This is a genomic window from Marinobacter mangrovi (genome assembly GCF_016798325.1).
GTDB lineage: Bacteria > Pseudomonadota > Gammaproteobacteria > Pseudomonadales > Oleiphilaceae > Marinobacter_A > Marinobacter_A mangrovi.
Map to the genome: position 1 here is coordinate 25471 of NZ_JAERVO010000005.1, position 14980 is coordinate 40450.

At 63.5% G+C, this 14980-nt stretch carries 15 protein-coding genes; 1 reads left to right on the top strand and 14 read right to left on the bottom strand.

Annotated features, from left to right (window positions below; genetic code table 11):
• Positions 1 to 100 precede the first annotated feature (100 nt).
• Positions 101 to 1075 carry a metallophosphoesterase gene (locus JL474_RS14985; RefSeq protein WP_203142699.1) on the top strand — a complete coding sequence of 325 codons (975 nt, stop codon included), beginning with the start codon at positions 101 to 103 and terminating at the stop codon, positions 1073 to 1075.
• A 145-nt stretch (positions 1076 to 1220) separates the two neighbouring features.
• Here JL474_RS14985 and JL474_RS14990 read toward each other — a convergent pair whose 3' ends face one another.
• From JL474_RS14990 to JL474_RS15055, 14 genes are all read right to left on the bottom strand, one after another.
• Entirely contained in the window at positions 1221 to 1685 is a 465-nt protein-coding gene (locus JL474_RS14990; RefSeq protein WP_236012293.1) for a CDP-archaeol synthase, read from the bottom strand.
• Positions 1686 to 1711: 26 nt separating this feature from the next.
• Positions 1712 to 3091, bottom strand: coding sequence for a class II fumarate hydratase (locus JL474_RS14995; RefSeq protein WP_203142700.1), 1380 nt, complete (start codon positions 3089 to 3091; stop codon positions 1712 to 1714).
• A gap of 201 nt (positions 3092 to 3292) precedes the next feature.
• Positions 3293 to 3577, bottom strand: a complete 285-nt coding sequence (locus JL474_RS15000) for a hypothetical protein (protein ID WP_123636167.1) — start codon at positions 3575 to 3577, stop codon at positions 3293 to 3295.
• Positions 3578 to 3706: 129 nt separating this feature from the next.
• Positions 3707 to 5467, bottom strand: coding sequence for a PAS domain-containing hybrid sensor histidine kinase/response regulator (locus tag JL474_RS15005; RefSeq protein WP_203142701.1), 1761 nt, complete (start codon positions 5465 to 5467; stop codon positions 3707 to 3709).
• On the bottom strand, positions 5451 to 6614 hold the full coding sequence (gene ercA, locus JL474_RS15010) for an alcohol dehydrogenase-like regulatory protein ErcA (protein ID WP_203142702.1): 1164 nt from the start codon (positions 6612 to 6614) through the stop codon (positions 5451 to 5453). The genes JL474_RS15005 and ercA overlap by 17 nt, the downstream gene beginning before the upstream one ends.
• Before the next feature lie 88 nt (positions 6615 to 6702).
• Positions 6703 to 8553 (bottom strand): alpha/beta hydrolase family protein, encoded by a 1851-nt coding sequence (locus JL474_RS15015; RefSeq protein WP_203142703.1) that lies wholly within the window; start codon positions 8551 to 8553, stop codon positions 6703 to 6705.
• Between the two features lies 1 nt (position 8554).
• Positions 8555 to 9709, bottom strand: coding sequence for a pyrroloquinoline quinone biosynthesis protein PqqE (pqqE, locus tag JL474_RS15020; RefSeq protein WP_203142704.1), 1155 nt, complete (start codon positions 9707 to 9709; stop codon positions 8555 to 8557).
• Positions 9675 to 9941: a pyrroloquinoline quinone biosynthesis peptide chaperone PqqD gene (gene pqqD / locus JL474_RS15025; protein ID WP_203142705.1), complete on the bottom strand. Its 267-nt coding sequence runs from the start codon at positions 9939 to 9941 to the stop codon at positions 9675 to 9677. The genes pqqE and pqqD overlap by 35 nt, the downstream gene beginning before the upstream one ends.
• A complete protein-coding gene (gene pqqC / locus JL474_RS15030) occupies positions 9938 to 10696 on the bottom strand; it encodes a pyrroloquinoline-quinone synthase PqqC (RefSeq protein WP_203142706.1) in 759 nt (252 codons plus the stop codon). Before pqqC ends, pqqD begins: the two co-directional genes overlap by 4 nt.
• Entirely contained in the window at positions 10693 to 11625 is a 933-nt protein-coding gene (pqqB, locus tag JL474_RS15035) for a pyrroloquinoline quinone biosynthesis protein PqqB (RefSeq protein WP_203142707.1), read from the bottom strand. Before pqqB ends, pqqC begins: the two co-directional genes overlap by 4 nt.
• Before the next feature lie 66 nt (positions 11626 to 11691).
• Positions 11692 to 11763, bottom strand: coding sequence for a pyrroloquinoline quinone precursor peptide PqqA (pqqA, locus tag JL474_RS15040; RefSeq protein WP_007153157.1), 72 nt, complete (start codon positions 11761 to 11763; stop codon positions 11692 to 11694).
• A gap of 181 nt (positions 11764 to 11944) precedes the next feature.
• Positions 11945 to 13441, bottom strand: a complete 1497-nt coding sequence (locus JL474_RS15045; RefSeq protein WP_203142708.1) for a tripartite tricarboxylate transporter permease — start codon at positions 13439 to 13441, stop codon at positions 11945 to 11947.
• Positions 13442 to 13450: 9 nt separating this feature from the next.
• Positions 13451 to 13903, bottom strand: a complete 453-nt coding sequence (locus JL474_RS15050) for a tripartite tricarboxylate transporter TctB family protein (protein ID WP_203142709.1) — start codon at positions 13901 to 13903, stop codon at positions 13451 to 13453.
• Between the two features lie 28 nt (positions 13904 to 13931).
• On the bottom strand, positions 13932 to 14894 hold the full coding sequence (locus tag JL474_RS15055; protein ID WP_203142710.1) for a tripartite tricarboxylate transporter substrate binding protein: 963 nt from the start codon (positions 14892 to 14894) through the stop codon (positions 13932 to 13934).
• Positions 14895 to 14980 lie beyond the last annotated feature (86 nt).

The window sequence follows — 14980 nt, forward strand, 5'->3', positions numbered from 1 at the left end:
CGGGCGCGCCATACTGAAACCTCTCCTGTGCGGTTCCAACCGTTCAGGAGCACGGCATATCCATCGCACGACACGAAAAAAGCGACGCAAGGAGCGGACAATGACCCGTGCGGCTCCGGAAACCAAACACCCGGACGATCTCCTGGAGTATCGCCTTTCCCTGCGGCTGGGACCGGTTCACGCCCGCCAGCGACTGGGGATCGAAAGGGAATTCGAATCGCGCCTGATCGACCGCAACGGCCATTTTTGCCACGTGGAAAAATGGTATTCCCTGCACGGCCTGATTCGCGCCTGCCTGCGCATCAGCGGCATGCTGGAGCGTGCCGAGAACAACGCCCGGCGCATGCGCACCATCGATAACCGCTTCGTGATTCCGCACCTGCCTGCCGCGTTCGAAGGCTACCGCATCCTGCAACTGACCGACCTGCACGTGGACATGGACGACGCCATGCTGGAGGCCATCATCGAACACGTGGCGGGCCTGGATTACGACCTGTGCGTGCTCACCGGCGATTACCGCAAGCTGACCTGGGGGCCGATCGAGGCCAGCCTGGACGGCATGCGCCGTCTGCGCCAGGTGCTCAAGGGCACACCGGTCGGCGTGCTGGGCAATCATGACAGCATCCGCATGCTGCCGGCCCTGGAGGACATGGGTTATCAGATGCTGCTGAACGAATCCATGGCGATTGAACGGGGTGGCGCCAGGTTCTACCTGGCCGGTGTCGACGACGCCCATTTCTACAAGGTGCACAACCTGCAACGCGCCGCCGAAGACATTCCAGCCGGCGAGGCCTCCCTGCTGCTCAGCCACACCCCGGAAATCTGGCGCGAAGCGGCTCACGCCGGTTATGACATGTTCCTCTGCGGCCACACCCACGGCGGCCAGATCTGCCTGCCCGGCGGGATTCCGGTGTTGCTGGATGCGGATTGCCCGCGCTCACTCGGCAAGGGCGCCTGGCGCCATGCGGATATGCAGGGCTACACCTCGTGTGGGGCCGGCACATCCATGGTTCATGCCCGGCTGAACTGTCCGCCGGAGGTGAATATGCATACGTTGACGCGGGGGCCGGCATAGAAAGATGGGGGATGCGGCTCTGGCAGCCCTGCAGGCTGCTCCGAAGCTAAAGCGTCGGCTACATTAAAGACCAACTCGAGTCTGTAGCAGATGCTTCAGCTTCTGAGGCGCCGAAGGTGCCCGAGGAGGCCAACTCGAAGCCGGATCAATACGGCCGCCGCCGAATCCCCAACCGGTACAACAACGGCGAAAACACCATATCCGCCAGCATGAACAGCAGCACCGTCACCACCGTCACCTCCCAGCCGTAGTCCAGCCAGAAGGCGCCGAACACCACCGGCAGGATCGCTTCCGGCAACTGGTCGAGTCCGATGGCCTGGGCGCTGGACCGTAAATGACGGCGGCGTTTGATGAAGCTGCTGATCATGTCGCCGGTCAGGGCCAAAAAACCGAACAGTGCGCCGAACTTGCCGCCCAGATCCAGCAACAGGCTGACAATGGTGGTGGCGACGACGCCGATGATCAGCCCCCGCCAGGTCTTGCTGTCCCCCAGCAAGCGCTCGCCGTCGCGCCAGAGCCGGCCACCATCGATCGGCTGGTCGCCATGAGCGCCCAGCAGCAACTGCCCCAACACCGGGGAGCCGTTGGCCGCCGTCAGCAATAACAGCAACTGGAGGACCAGTACAGCGGCGTCAGTCAGCTTTCCAGGCCTCCGCGAGTCAGTTTCAACGGATCAAGGATGCCTTCCAGCTGTTCCCGGGACAGGTCGGTCTTCTCTTCCGCCACATCCAGGATGGAGCGACCGCTGGCGTAGGCTTCCTTGGCGATTTCGGCGGCCCGGCTGTAGCCGATTTCCGGATTCAGGGCGGTCACCAGCACCGGATTCTTGCCGACAGCCTCGGCCAGATGCCCGGTATTGGCCGTAAAGCCGCTAATGGCCTTATCCGCCAGCACCCGGGCGCTGTTGCTGATCAGGTGAATCATGTCCACCAGGTTGGCCCCAACCAGCGGCAGCATCACGTTGAGCTGGAAGTTGCCGGACTGGCCGGCCGTGGCAATGGTGCTGTCCAGCCCCATCACCTGCGCGGCGACCATGGCCGTGGATTCGGGAATCACCGGATTCACTTTGCCCGGCATGATGCTGCTGCCCGGCTGCAGAGCCGGCAGACTGATCTCCGCCAGCCCATGAATCGGCCCGCTGTTCATCCAGCGCAGGTCGTTGGCCATCTTCATCAGGACTACCGCGGCCCCACGCAACTGGGCGGAGAAATTCACCGGCGCATCCACCGCGCTCTGGGCAACGAACTTGTGCTCGAGAGACGTGAAGTGGAACCCGGTCTGCTCGTTCAGCGCGCTAATAAACCGGTCGGCAAACTGGCTGTGAGCATTGACGCCAGTGCCCACGGCGGTACCGCCCTGGGGCAGCGCCAGCAGCTCATCCCGCGCCCATTCGATCCGCTTCTCCACCGCGTGCAGCTGTTCCCGCCAGGTCTGCAGTTCCTGGCCCAGCGTCACCGGCATGGCGTCCATCAGGTGCGTGCGGCCGGTCTTCACGGTCTGTTTGAATTCGGATTCGCGTTCGTAGATGACACCCTGCAAATGCGACAGGGCCGGCAGCAGCGTGGATTCTGCCAAACTCACGGCACTCACATGAATGGCCGTGGGAATCACGTCGTTGGAACTCTGGCTCATATTGACGTGATCGTTGGGGTGGATCTCGCCACCATCCGCCTTGCACAGATGGGCGATCACCTCGTTGACGTTCATGTTGGTGCTGGTGCCGGAGCCGGTCTGGTAGACATCGATCGGGAACTGGTCCCGGTGCTCACCGGCCAGCAGGGTGTCGCAGGCCTTGAGGATGGCGTCCCGGCGCCGGTCTTCCAGCAGGCCGAGCCGGCTGTTCGCTTCCGCCGCGGCGCGCTTGATGCGAACCACCGCTTCGATAAAGGCCGGCGGCATCGTGCGCCCGCTGACCGGAAAGTTATCCACAGCCCGCTGGGTCTGGGCGCCCCACAGGGCCTCACTGGGGACCTTCACCTCACCCAGGCTGTCCTTTTCGATACGGAATTCACTCATGGCAGCCTCCTTTCGCTGGAATGGAGCCGGATGGCAACGATCGCCCCGCTCTTCACTGTCCACGACGCCGTGGAACAGCCTCTACCTCCTGTCCTTGTTGCAAAAACTTGCGGTTTCAAGCCCCTGCGCCCCGGGAAAAGAGGTCTGAGCCACATAAGCCGGCCAGTCCGTTCCGTAGCATGCGGTCGCCTTAGCGCCGCATCAGCCCTCCGGGCTGTGCTTCAGCCGAACATGGTCACAGACACCGGTCACCTGGGAAAAGTTCAGGATCAGGGTGTGTACCGTGTTGGTGTAAGTATCGTGCAGATGGAACTTGAAGCGCTTCTGGGGTTCGCCCTGGAGAAAGGCATCGTATTCCTTGACCAGTTCCCGCACGTCGCCGCCGGAATCCTTGGACCAAGTGGCGTTGAATGGCCCCAGGATTGCGCCGCCGGCCAGGCAGACGGTCACTTCATGGTTGGTCAGAGCACTGTCGGAGCTTTGCATGGACACCTCCTCGCTGTTGGCATTCAGTCGGAAGCCGCCGTTCGCGGTCTTATTCCAGAAGTGTAGACAGGAATCCGAGCCTCAGTGATGACAGTTTGCCGTCATCACAGGCCAGCCCGCAATGACGCCTCATGACAACAAACTGGTGAGCAGCGCCCGCAACCGGTTGGGTTTGACCGGTTTGTTAAGCACCGGGAAATACTGGGTTTTCAGGAACTGGCGGCAGGCGTCGCTGCGGTCGGCGGTAATGATGGCCGCCGGCACATCCTGCTGCAGTTGGCGCCGCACGGCGTAGATGGCTTCGCAGCCGGTGCGGCCATCGTTGAGATGGTAGTCGGCCAGGACCGCTTCCGGTGCCGGGAGATCCGCCTGCTGCAGAGCCAGCGCCATGTCGGCGTTTTCAGCGGTCTGGACGTCACAGCCCCACTGCTCCAGCAACGCCCGCATGCTGACCAGGATATCCGGTTCGTTATCGATCACCAGCACCCGGCGGCCGGTCAGGGAATGCGGCTCCATGGCCACGGCCACCGACTGGGCGGCCGGAGCCCGGTGCGCCTGGGCCGCCTGCGGCACGACCACCGTAAAGCGCGACCCCACGCCCGGCCGGGACGTGACCTCGATGCGATGCCCAAGCATCCGCACCATGCGATCGACGATCGCCAGCCCCAGGCCCACACCCTTGCGACCGCCGGTATGCGGCGCCGTCAGCTGGTGGAACTCGCGGAAGATGTCCTCCAATCGATCGGCCGGAATACCCACACCGGTGTCCCAGACTTCCAGATGCAAATCACCGCCCCGGGGCCGGACGTTGAGGAAAACGCTGCCGCTTTCGGTGTAGCGGAAGGCATTGGTCAGCAGATTGCGCAGGATGCGCGTCATCATCCGCGCATCGCTGTGGATGACCCCCGGGCGCGACCGGACCCGCAGCTGCAGACCGGCATTGTCCGCCACCGGTTCGAATTCGGTCGCCAGGCTCTGGATCAGGTCCTCGGTGTCGATGTAGGTCAGATCCGGCTTGATCGCCTGCTGGTCGAGCTTGGAGATATCCAGCAGGTCGGCCAGCAAATCCTCCGCGCCTTCCAGGGCACGATGGACCCGGTCGATCAGCCGGCTTTCCTCAACCGGCAGTGGCCGGTCCTGCAACGTGGACACCAGCAAACGCGCGGCGTTCAGGGGTTGCAACAGGTCATGGCTGGCAGCAGCCAGGTACTTGTCTTTGCTGCGATTGGCCTCTTCCGCCGACTGGATGGCCACCACCAGTTCCGCTTCGATCTTCTCCCGCTCCCCGATCTCACGACGCAAGCCGGCGTTGGCTTCCCGCAGTTCCCGGGTCCGGTCCTTTACCCGGGCTTCCAGCTCGAGGTTCAGCTCTTCCAGCCGGCGCCGGGCCTGCTGGCGCTCGGTGATATCGGCGACGAAGGCTTCCACCACTTCCGGGCCCAGGTCGGGCCGGCGCAGCAGGGTCAGGGCCACGTCCACCACCTGACCATCACGGCGGCGCAGGCCCAGCTCCCGGGCCCGCACCTGGCCGTCCGACAGCAGACTCAGGCGCACGTGATCGAAATCGTGGACGCTGCAGAACAGCTGCTCGCGCAAGCGGACCACGGAGCGCACCAGTGCCTCCGGCGACTCGAAACCGCACATATCGGCCATGGCCGGATTGCAGGACAGCAGCCCGCCACGCAGATCCCCCTGGAAAATCCCGTGCAGGGCGTTGTCGAACAGCCACTTGTAGCGGTTGCGCTCGGCCTCCAGTTCCGCAATCCGCTCCAGCAGTGCCGGATAGTGGCTCTTGCGGGCAGAATGGCTGCCCAGCCCCAACAGGTCGTCGACACTGTAGTGGCCGCCGGAATCCGGGTCGTGGTGGACCGTGTCAGAGCGCTTCTTCATACACCACTTCGACATCCCGCTGGGACGATTTCCGGGGGTTGGTGACGATGCAGGGATCCTGCATGGCGAAGCCGGACAGGGAGGGAATATCACTGTTGCGTACGCCCAGTTCCGCCAGCCGCTTTTCCAGCCCGACATGCCGCTTGAGCTCGGTGATCCGGCCCAGTAATCGTTCCCGCACCACCGGCGGCGTCATACCACGGGTATCGATGCCCATGGTCTCGGCGATGCGCTTGAAGCGGTCTTCACAGGCGGAGAAGTTATAGGCCACCACGTGGTCCAGCAGCATGGCATTGCACAGCCCGTGAGGCAGGTCGAGAAAGCCGCCGAGGCTGTGGGACATGGCGTGGACGGCGCCGAGAATGGCGTTGGAAAACGCCAGCCCGGCCTGCATCGACCCCAGCATGATCTGCTCGCGTAATTGGGCGTCCGACGGGTTGGCGATCAGCGGTTCCAGATGCGTATTGATCAGGCGGATCGCCTCCAGCGCATGGGCGTCGGTGAGCGGCCCGCTGCCAGTGGACACGAACGCCTCGATGGCGTGCACCATGGCGTCCACGCCGGTACAGGCGGTGAGGAACGGGTCCATGGTCTGGGTCACTTCCGGATCGATCAGCGACACATCCGGCACCACCGACTTGGAGATGATGGAAAACTTGAAGCGCCGATTGGGGTCGGAAATGATGGCGAACTGGGACACGTCCGCCGAGGTGCCGGCGGTGGTGGGAATCAGGATCAGCGGCGGCGACGGAATGGTGATCGTATCCACCCCCTCGAATTCCAGGATGCTGCGACCGTGGGCACTGACAATACCGATGCCCTTGGCGCAATCCATCGGGCTGCCGCCGCCGATGGCAATGATCACGTCGCAGCCCGCCGATTTGTATTGCTCGGCGCCGATCATCACCTCTTCCACCCGGGGATTGGGCGACACGCCGGTGAAGGTATCGTAGTCGAGCCCGGCTTCGGTGAGCAGGGTCTGGATTTCGGCGACCCAGCCAGCCTTGGCCACGCCGGGGTCGGAGACCAGGAACACCTTGCGGGCGCCGAAGTTGCTGGCGAAATTGGCAACGGCCTTGCGAGAGCCGGCGCCAAAGACAATTTCCGGTGAGACGAACTTGCGCAGGTTGGTGACATCGTGAGCCATGGTCGAGTCGATCTCGTTATTATTGTGTGTCTTCGGCGATCAAAGCCGCCGACCATTCCATTTTAACGGAAGTCCATCCGCTCTGCCGCTATGGCTCGTTGGCCGCCGCCAGCCGCTCCCGGAAAAACGCCAGGGTCCGCTCCAGCACCACCGCCTGGTTCTCGGCGCGGCGAAAGCCATGACCCTCATCGGCAAAACGAACCACCTCCACCGGCACCCCGCATCGGCGCAGGACATGGGCCATGGTCTCGGTCTGCTCAGGCACGACGACCGTGTCCTGTTCGCCCTGGAAGAAAATCACCGGACTGCGGATGCGGTCGGCCCAGAACAGCGGCGTGCGCTGCTGCCAGATCGTCAGGGATTCCCGTGGATCGCCCAGCAGCCAGTCCAGATAGCCGGATTCAAAGCGGTGGGTCACATGGCGCAGTGACTCCGGGTCGCTCACGCCGAACAGGCTCGCCCCGGCCCGAAACAGGTCCGTCTGCACCAGCGCATTGAGTACCGTAAAGCCGCCGGCACTGCGGCCCATCACGAAGGCCCGATGGCCGTCCACTGCACGCTGCCGGTCCAGGTGGGTGACGGCATCACAGATGTCCTCGTAATCCGCCTTCCCCCACTGTCCCTGCAGCGACATGCGAAAGGCCCGGCCATAGCCGGAACTGCCCCGGTAATTCACGTCGGCCACGGCAAAACCGTGGGACGTCCAAAAGGCCACCTGAGGATCGAACACGGGATAGGCGGCAGACGTCGGCCCGCCGTGGACCCGCATGACCACCGGCGGGCGCTGGGGACCGGCGGCCGGCCGGTAGAGAAAACCGAACACCGACTGGTCGTCCCGCGCCCGGAACGAGAACGGCTCCGGCGGCACCATGGCCCGGCACGCCGGTGTCTGTTCGCCGCCGGCCAGGGTTTCGAGGGCGCCGGACTCCGGATCGATGCGCAGGACACTGTCCAGGGTATCCACGCTGCGGGCAATCACATAGACGTAGCCGCCGGCCCCCTGTACCGCCCGGAAATCGGTGTAATGTTCCGCCAGCCGACGCACAAACCGCCCCTGTTCGTCCACCACGATCAGGCCTGGCAGCCCCTGCTCGAAGCAGACGCGCACCCATCGGTTATTGCCCAGCCAGGCGTAATGGCGCTCATCCAGTTGCCAGGGCGCGTTGGCGCAATCCAGGTTATCGAGGGACAGCGATATCCAGCGGCCGAAATCATCCACCCGGTAGGGCTGCCACCAGCCGCCGTGATCCGACAACGCGTAGAGCCCATCGTCGACAAAACCGGGCTGCTGGATTGCCGCCGGAACGGCGATGGAGCAGTCTTCCGTGGCCAGGACCGCCCCTTCCGCATCCAGCACGGCCCGCCGCAACCGCGTCTGCTCCCAGGGCATGGCCGGCAGGCGCCACTCGACCCAGGCCAATGCCATGCCGTCCGCCGACAGCGCCGGGCACCCCAGGTTGTCCGGTCCCCGTTCCGAGCCCGCCAATGTCAGCGTGTCACCGCTGTGGAGATCGATCGACACCAGGGTCTGCCCGACACCATAGCCGTCATCCAGATGCTCGCGCACCGCCAGCACCCGGCCCCGGACCGGATCCGCCACCAGGCCACCATGGCGTGCGGCGGCCACATCGGTCAGCGGCCGAACGACACCGCTCTGGGTATCGAGCGCCAGGATCTGCTGGTCGCCGCCGTTGACCAGGTACACCGTCTGGCCCAACACGCAGAATGCGCCGCCCCCATACCCGTTGACCTGGCTGCGCACGCTCAGCTCCGTCGGCGTCAGTTGCCGCACATCACCCTCACACCAGCTCATCAGGCGGGTCTGGCCGGAGGCCGGATCCGACTCCAGCCAATAGACGACGTTGTCCACCACGCGCAGGTCGTCCCGCTGGGCATAGGCCGCCACCGCAGCCCGGGCCGAAAGCGGTTCAGCCGGCATGTCAGGCTCGGGCAAAGACGCGCGAATTCCTGGCGTTACGATAGGTCAGTTCAGCGAGCGGCACCGTTGCGTGATCGGCCGCCCGACGCGCCGCCAGGACGCGGTCATGATGGGGGGATTTACCGCACACCGGGTCGGCGTTGTCGGCGTCGCCGGTGAGGAGGTAGGCCTGGCAGCGACAGCCGCCAAAGTCCTTGTCTTTTTCGTCGCAGGAACGGCAGGGCTCGGGCATCCAGGCGTCGCCGCGATAATGGTTGAAGCCGGGGCTGTCGTACCAGATCGAGGACACCGACTGCTCCCGCACATTGGGAAACTCGATGGGCAGGATCCGGGCGCTGTGGCACGGCAGCGCGGTGCCATCCGGCGCCACCGTCAGGAACAGGCTGCCCCACCCGTTCATGCAGGCCTTGGGGCGCTCCTCATAATAGTCCGGGGTCACGAAAATCAGCTTCATCGCCGAGCCGGCCGCGGCCAGACGCTCACGATGCGCGTTGACGGCGGCCTCCGCGGTGGCCAACTGGTCGGCGGAGGGCATCAGCCCTTCCCGGTTCTCGAACGCCCAGCCGTAGTACTGGCAGGTGGCCAGCTCCACAAAGTCCGCCCCCAGCTCTTCACACAGGCGGATGATGTCGTCCATCTGGTGAATGTTGTGCCGGTGGATGACGAAGTTGAGCACCATGGGATAGCCGGCTTCGTGGACCGCGCGGGCCATGGCCAGCTTGTTGCGAAACGCCTTCTTCGAACCGGCTACGGCGTCGTTCAGCTCCGGGTCGGACGCCTGGAAGCTGACCTGGATGTGATCCAGCCCCGCCTCGCGGAATTGCGCCACCTTCTCTTCGGTCAGGCCGATGCCAGAGGTGATCAGGTTGGTGTAGTACCCCAGCCGGCGTGCCTCGGCGATCAGCTCGGGCAGATCCGGGCGCACCAGCGGCTCACCGCCGGAAAAGCCCAACTGCGCCGCGCCCATTTCCCGGGCCTCACGCAGCACCCGGAACCAGCTTTCAGTGTCCAGTTCGTCCCGGGTCTCGGCAAAATCCAACGGGTTCGAGCAATAGGGACATTGCAGCGGGCAACGGTAGGTCAGCTCGGCGAGCAGCCACAGGGGCGGGCCGGGGCGTTGGTTATTCAAGGATGATCCAGTGGCGCTCACGGGCATCCTCCAGGAAATCGCAGATGTCGGTGGCCAACGGGCCGGCATCCGGGAAACGGGCTTCCAGCGCGGCGATGATCTCATCCACCGAACGCTGGCCATCCACTGTTTCAAGGATAGCACCGGCACTGGTGTTGAGCTTGACCATTCCTTCCGGATAAAGCAGCACATGGGCCTGCTGGGCCGGTTCCCACTGGAAACGGAATCCCGGACGCAGGCGCGGTACCCGGGCGTTCATACGTTGAGCCCCCGATGCCACACCGGGGCGTCGGTCACGGTATGAAACGGTGGCGTGCGGTGCACATAGGCCATGGTCAGCGCATCCAGAATAGTCCATAGGATATCCAGCTTGAATTGAAGGATCTCCAGCGCCCGCGCCTGCAGGGCCGGTGTGTTGAAATGGTCGAGAGTGATGGTCAGGCCGTGTTCCACGTCCCGCCGGGCCTCACCGAGGCGCTTGCGGAAATAGCGGTAGCCGGAATCGTCGATCCACGGGTAATGCTGCGGCCAGCTGTCCAGCCGGGACTGATGGATCTCCGGCGCAAACAGCTCGGTCAGCGACGAGCAGGCCGCTTCCTGCCAGCTCGCCCGACGGGCGAAGTTGTAGTAGGCGTCCACCGCGAAGCGGACGCCCGGCAGCACGTGGCGCTGGTCGATCACTTCCTCGCGGCTCAGGCCCACGGCTTCCGCCAGGCTCAGCCAGGCCTCAATGCCGCCCGGTTCGGTGCAATCGCCGTCGTGATCCAGCACCCGCTGCAACCACTGGCGGCGCACGTCCGCATCCGGGCAGTTGGCCATGATCGCCGCGTCCTTACGGGGGATGTTCACCTGGTAGTAGTAACGATTCGCCACCCAGCCCTGGATCTGCTCCCGGGTACACTCCCCCGCGTACATGGCGCGATGGTAGGGGTGGTGGATATGGTAGTACTGGCCCTTGGCACGCAGGGCCTGTTCAAAGGCCGCGCGATCGAGCACCGCATGATGTCCGCTCATAGGGAAGGTCCCTCCAGATCCAGGTGCATGCCGTCCCAGGCGACTTCGATGCCGTGCTGATCCAGCACGGCCCGCTCCGGTGAATCTTCGTCCAGGATGGGGTTGGTGTTGTTGATGTGGATCAGGATCTTGCGCCTTGCAGGCATGGAATCGAGCAACTCGATCATGCCGCCCGGGCCGCTCTGGGCCAGGTGGCCCATCTCCTGACCGGTCTTGGTGCCAACCTCCCGCTTCTGCATCTCGTCATCGGTCCAGACCGTGCCGTCCACCAGCAGCACATCCGCCCGTCGCATCCAGGTCTTCAGCGCTTCGTCCGGCTGCCCCAGCCCGGGTGCGTAGAGCACCGTGGTGCCGCTGGTCTGGTCCTCGATGAACAGGCCGACGTTGTCGCCCGGGATCGTCTTCCCCCGACGCGGCGAATACGGCGGCGCGTTGCTCAGCAATGGCAGCGCGGTGATTCGCAGGGAGGGAGCGGCCGGAATCGTGAACACCGTGTCCGCGCCACAGGGCATGTCGTGCCAGTTGAGCCCGCCGTTCCAGTGTTTGAGCATGGTGAACAATGGGAAGCCGGTGGAGAGGTCCTCATGCACTTCCCGGGTACACCAGACATCCAGGGGACAGCCTTCACGCAGGGTCAACAGGCCGGTGGTGTGATCGATCTGACTGTCCATCAGCAGGACGGCGGCGATGCCGGTATCCCGCACCGACCGGGCCGGCTGCATCGGCGGAAACGCCGCTAACTGGGCGCGAATATCGGGTGAGGCGTTGCACAGGATCCAGCGTTCGCCGTCCTCGCTGATCGCAATGGACGACTGGGTGCGGGCATGGGCGTTGAGGGTGCCGTTGCGGACACCGTCGCAGTTCGGGCAATTACAGTTCCACTGCGGGAAGCCCCCGCCGGCAGCGGAGCCGAGGACATGAATCTGCATGGGGACCTCCGGAACGCAAACGGCCGGCACCGGGCCGGCCGCTTTGTTACTCAATCAATCACGGTCTTACCGATTCGCGAAGTACATGGTGACTTCAAAACCGATGCGCAGATCCTCGTAAGCGGGCTTGGTCCACATAACCTTTACCTCTTGTTGTCGTCAGTAAATGGAAACCACGCTTTCAGTCTAGGGCGAGTCCAGAGAGGGCTATATGGTACTTTGGAAGGAATTTTCGGGGCTGTGAATGACTCTTTTGGGGGGCTCGGCACCGCCTAAAAAAGACCCGGCTCGCGGAGAGCGAAGCCGGGCCAAGGCGTCATTACATGGAAAGCTGCTGAGCGCCCATCCGCCGCCGGCGCGCCAGGCGCCAAACGAGGATGACAGCCACCAGAAGGAAGATGCATGCAATGGGACGGTCAAAAATATAGCTGACATGGCCATCGGCCAGGATCACGGTCTGCCGGACGTTCAATTCAAACAGCGGCCCCAGCACGAAGCCGATAATGAAGGTCACGAAGGAGAAATCCAGTACGCGCATCAGGAAGCCCATGACCGCAAAGGCCACCAGCAACCAGGCGCTGAACAGGTTGGAGGCCACGATGATGCCGGTAACGCAGAGCAATACCACACAAGGCAGGATGTAAGTCAGCGGGATCTGCACCACCTTGGCAAACAGACGCATGCTGAACAGCCCCACCACGAAGTTCCAGAATGTGCCGATCATCATCGCCCCGAACAGGCCGTAGATCAGCCTGGGCTGCTCGGCGAACAACTGCGGGCCGGGTGCAATACCGTGGATAATGAAGGCCCCGAGCACCAGCGCTGCCGCCACGTTACCCGGAATCCCCAGCGACAGCAGCGGAATAAAGTTCGACCCGACGACGGCGGTGTTCGCCGCCTCGGCCGCAGCCACGCCCTTGATCTCCCCCTTACCGAAGGCTTCCGGGTTATCCGAGGCCCGTTTTGCCGAGGCGTACCCGAGGAACGCCGCCGCCGATGAACCGAGTCCGGGAATGGCGCCGATGACCGTGCCAATGGCCGACGAGCGAAGGATGGTCGGGAACAGCGCCTTGTAGTCGGCAAACCCGAAACGGTTGTCCCGGCTTTCTTTGAGATCGATGATCTCGGGGGGCGCATCGCTGCTGCGGCTGAGGACCATTTGCCGGACGATTTCACCCAGTGCCAGGACACCAATGCCGACCGCGCTGATGGACAGCCCGCTCATCAACTCCGGGATGCCAAATGTGAAACGGGCGCCGGCGGTTTCCGGATCGGTTCCTACCAGGCTCATCAGCACGCCGAGGAAGGCCGCAATCAGCCCCTTGATCACTGAATCCCCTACCAGACCGCCAACAACCACCAGGGCCACCACAATCACGGCCGCCATTTCCGCCGGGCCCATCTGCAGCGCCACGATCGACAGGGGCGCGGCCACCAGGAACAGCACCGTATCGCTGATCGCGTCGCCACTGACGGAGGACACGTGGGCCGCACGCAGCGCCTTCAGGGCCTGCCCCTTCCGCGCCATCGGGTAGCCGTCAAAGGCCGTTGCGGTCGCCTCGGGGGAACCCGGTGTGTTCATCAGGATGGAGGACACGGCCCCACCCAAGGTACCGCCTTTATTGATCCCCACCAGAAAACCGATGGCCGTCAGCGGGCTCATGTAGAACGTGAACGGGATCGCAATGGTCACAGCCGTCAGCGCCCCGACACCGGGCGCGGCCGCAAAAACCTGGCCAATAAACACACCGATGGCAATGTAGATGAAATTGGTCAACGTGAAGGCGTCGGACAGCCCCAGCAATATATCGTGCATCGTATTACCTCAACCTGGCAGGGGCGTTTCCAGAACGCGTTCAAACAGCCACCACAACAGCAGCGGCCAGACCACAGCCGTCGGGACAATCCGCGTGAAGCGGCGTTCGCCCATGTACCACATCATCGAAGCCACCAGCAGCATGGCTGCAGGCAGATAGCTCCAGTAGGTCATCACCGCCAGCGCCACCAGCATCAGCAGGACCACGTTCAGCACCTGGCGCAGAACCCGCGCCGTCAGCGGCGAGGCGCTCTCCCCCCCCGGTTGACGCCGCAGGCGGGCCACCACAAGGGCCAGACTCAGGCCGGTGATCGCCACCACGCAGACGTAGGGGAAAAACCGGGGCGACAAGCCGAAGCCAAACCCCTTGTCCACGTAGTGCGGAATGCCGTAGAAGAGAGTCAGCAGGCCCAGCAGGGTAAGTACCACGCCAGCCAGCAGATCGACATTGCGTTCACTCATGATTCACTCCGGGAGCGACAGGGGGCGCTCAGAGATTGAAATTCTTCTTGTTCGTCTCGGCATTGTGCAGCACGAACTGTTGCAGACGGGATTGCTTGAGAACCACATTCGGGAAGCCCATGCGTTTTTCCGCCAGCTCCGCCACCTCTTTCGACTGGCAGGCCTTTCGCAGTGCCGCCGAAAGCTTTTCCTTGATGGCTTCGGGCATGCCTTCGGGGGCGGCGAACAGGAAGTACCCGGTGTAGCCGCTGTCATAACCCAGTTCGGTAATGGATGGCACATTCGGAGAGCGTTCCAGACGCTCCTCGTTCAGGCCGGCGATGACCTTGAGCTTGCCATCCCCCAGGAAGGACTGGTGGATACCGGCGCTCCAGCCAATGTCGATGTAGCCGCCCAGAATGCCGTTGATCATCGCCAGCCCGCCCTTCATGGGCACCACTTTGATGTCTAGGTCTTCCTTTCTGGCCACCCGCTGGACGAACTTGCGGGTCAACGGCGATGTGGCCCCGAACGTCAGACCGTGTTTGTGGCCGTATTCGACCATCTCTTCCCAGCTCGAATAGGGCGCATCACCTTTGGCCACCAGCCCACTCTGCAGTTGGGTGACGGTCGTCAGATAGGTAAAGTCGGTCGGCTTGTAATCCAGGTCGCCGACATAGGGCATGGCATCGAAGGTGGAATTCGGCGCCAGACCAAAGGTGTAGCCGTCGGCGGCCACTTTCTTGAGCGTCGTGGCCATCACCACGCCGCCGCCACCGGCGAGATTACGGACCACCACCGGCTGGCCCAGCTCTTCCTTGAGGCGCTTGGCCACGAGTCGGCTCAGCGTGTCCGCGCCGCCACCGGCGGAGAAACCGACCCACAGGTTCAGCGGCTTCTCGGGCCACTCGGCATGGGCCGACAGGGGCAGCAATGACATCATCAGCGCGCAAAGCAGCGCGCCTACGGCGGACAGACGAGGGGTAAACGAAAGACCCTTTGCAATCGGCATGGGGACAACCTCTGAATTGGATTTGTTATTGGATAACTCGACTCTATCGGGTTGATCTGATGAAAAAAAATACTATTTCATGATGG

Bases quoted from the DNA above. Each gene is read 5' to 3' on its own strand.
- JL474_RS15000 (WP_123636167.1), bottom strand. From the start codon at position 3,577: ATGCAAAGCTCCGACAGTGCTCTGACCAACCATGAAGTGACCGTCTGC.
- pqqE (WP_203142704.1), bottom strand. From the start codon at position 9,709: ATGCCCGTGAGCGCCACTGGATCATCCTTGAATAACCAACGCCCCGGC.
- pqqC (WP_203142706.1), bottom strand. From the start codon at position 10,696: ATGAGCGGACATCATGCGGTGCTCGATCGCGCGGCCTTTGAACAGGCC.
- JL474_RS15045 (WP_203142708.1), bottom strand. From the start codon at position 13,441: ATGCACGATATATTGCTGGGGCTGTCCGACGCCTTCACGTTGACCAAT.
- JL474_RS14995 (WP_203142700.1), bottom strand. From the start codon at position 3,091: ATGAGTGAATTCCGTATCGAAAAGGACAGCCTGGGTGAGGTGAAGGTC.
- JL474_RS15015 (WP_203142703.1), bottom strand. From the start codon at position 8,553: ATGCCGGCTGAACCGCTTTCGGCCCGGGCTGCGGTGGCGGCCTATGCC.
- ercA (WP_203142702.1), bottom strand. From the start codon at position 6,614: ATGGCTCACGATGTCACCAACCTGCGCAAGTTCGTCTCACCGGAAATT.
- JL474_RS14985 (WP_203142699.1), top strand. From the start codon at position 101: ATGACCCGTGCGGCTCCGGAAACCAAACACCCGGACGATCTCCTGGAG.
- pqqB (WP_203142707.1), bottom strand. From the start codon at position 11,625: ATGCAGATTCATGTCCTCGGCTCCGCTGCCGGCGGGGGCTTCCCGCAG.
- JL474_RS15055 (WP_203142710.1), bottom strand. From the start codon at position 14,894: ATGCCGATTGCAAAGGGTCTTTCGTTTACCCCTCGTCTGTCCGCCGTA.
- JL474_RS15005 (WP_203142701.1), bottom strand. From the start codon at position 5,467: ATGAAGAAGCGCTCTGACACGGTCCACCACGACCCGGATTCCGGCGGC.
- JL474_RS15050 (WP_203142709.1), bottom strand. From the start codon at position 13,903: ATGAGTGAACGCAATGTCGATCTGCTGGCTGGCGTGGTACTTACCCTG.
- pqqD (WP_203142705.1), bottom strand. From the start codon at position 9,941: ATGAACGCCCGGGTACCGCGCCTGCGTCCGGGATTCCGTTTCCAGTGG.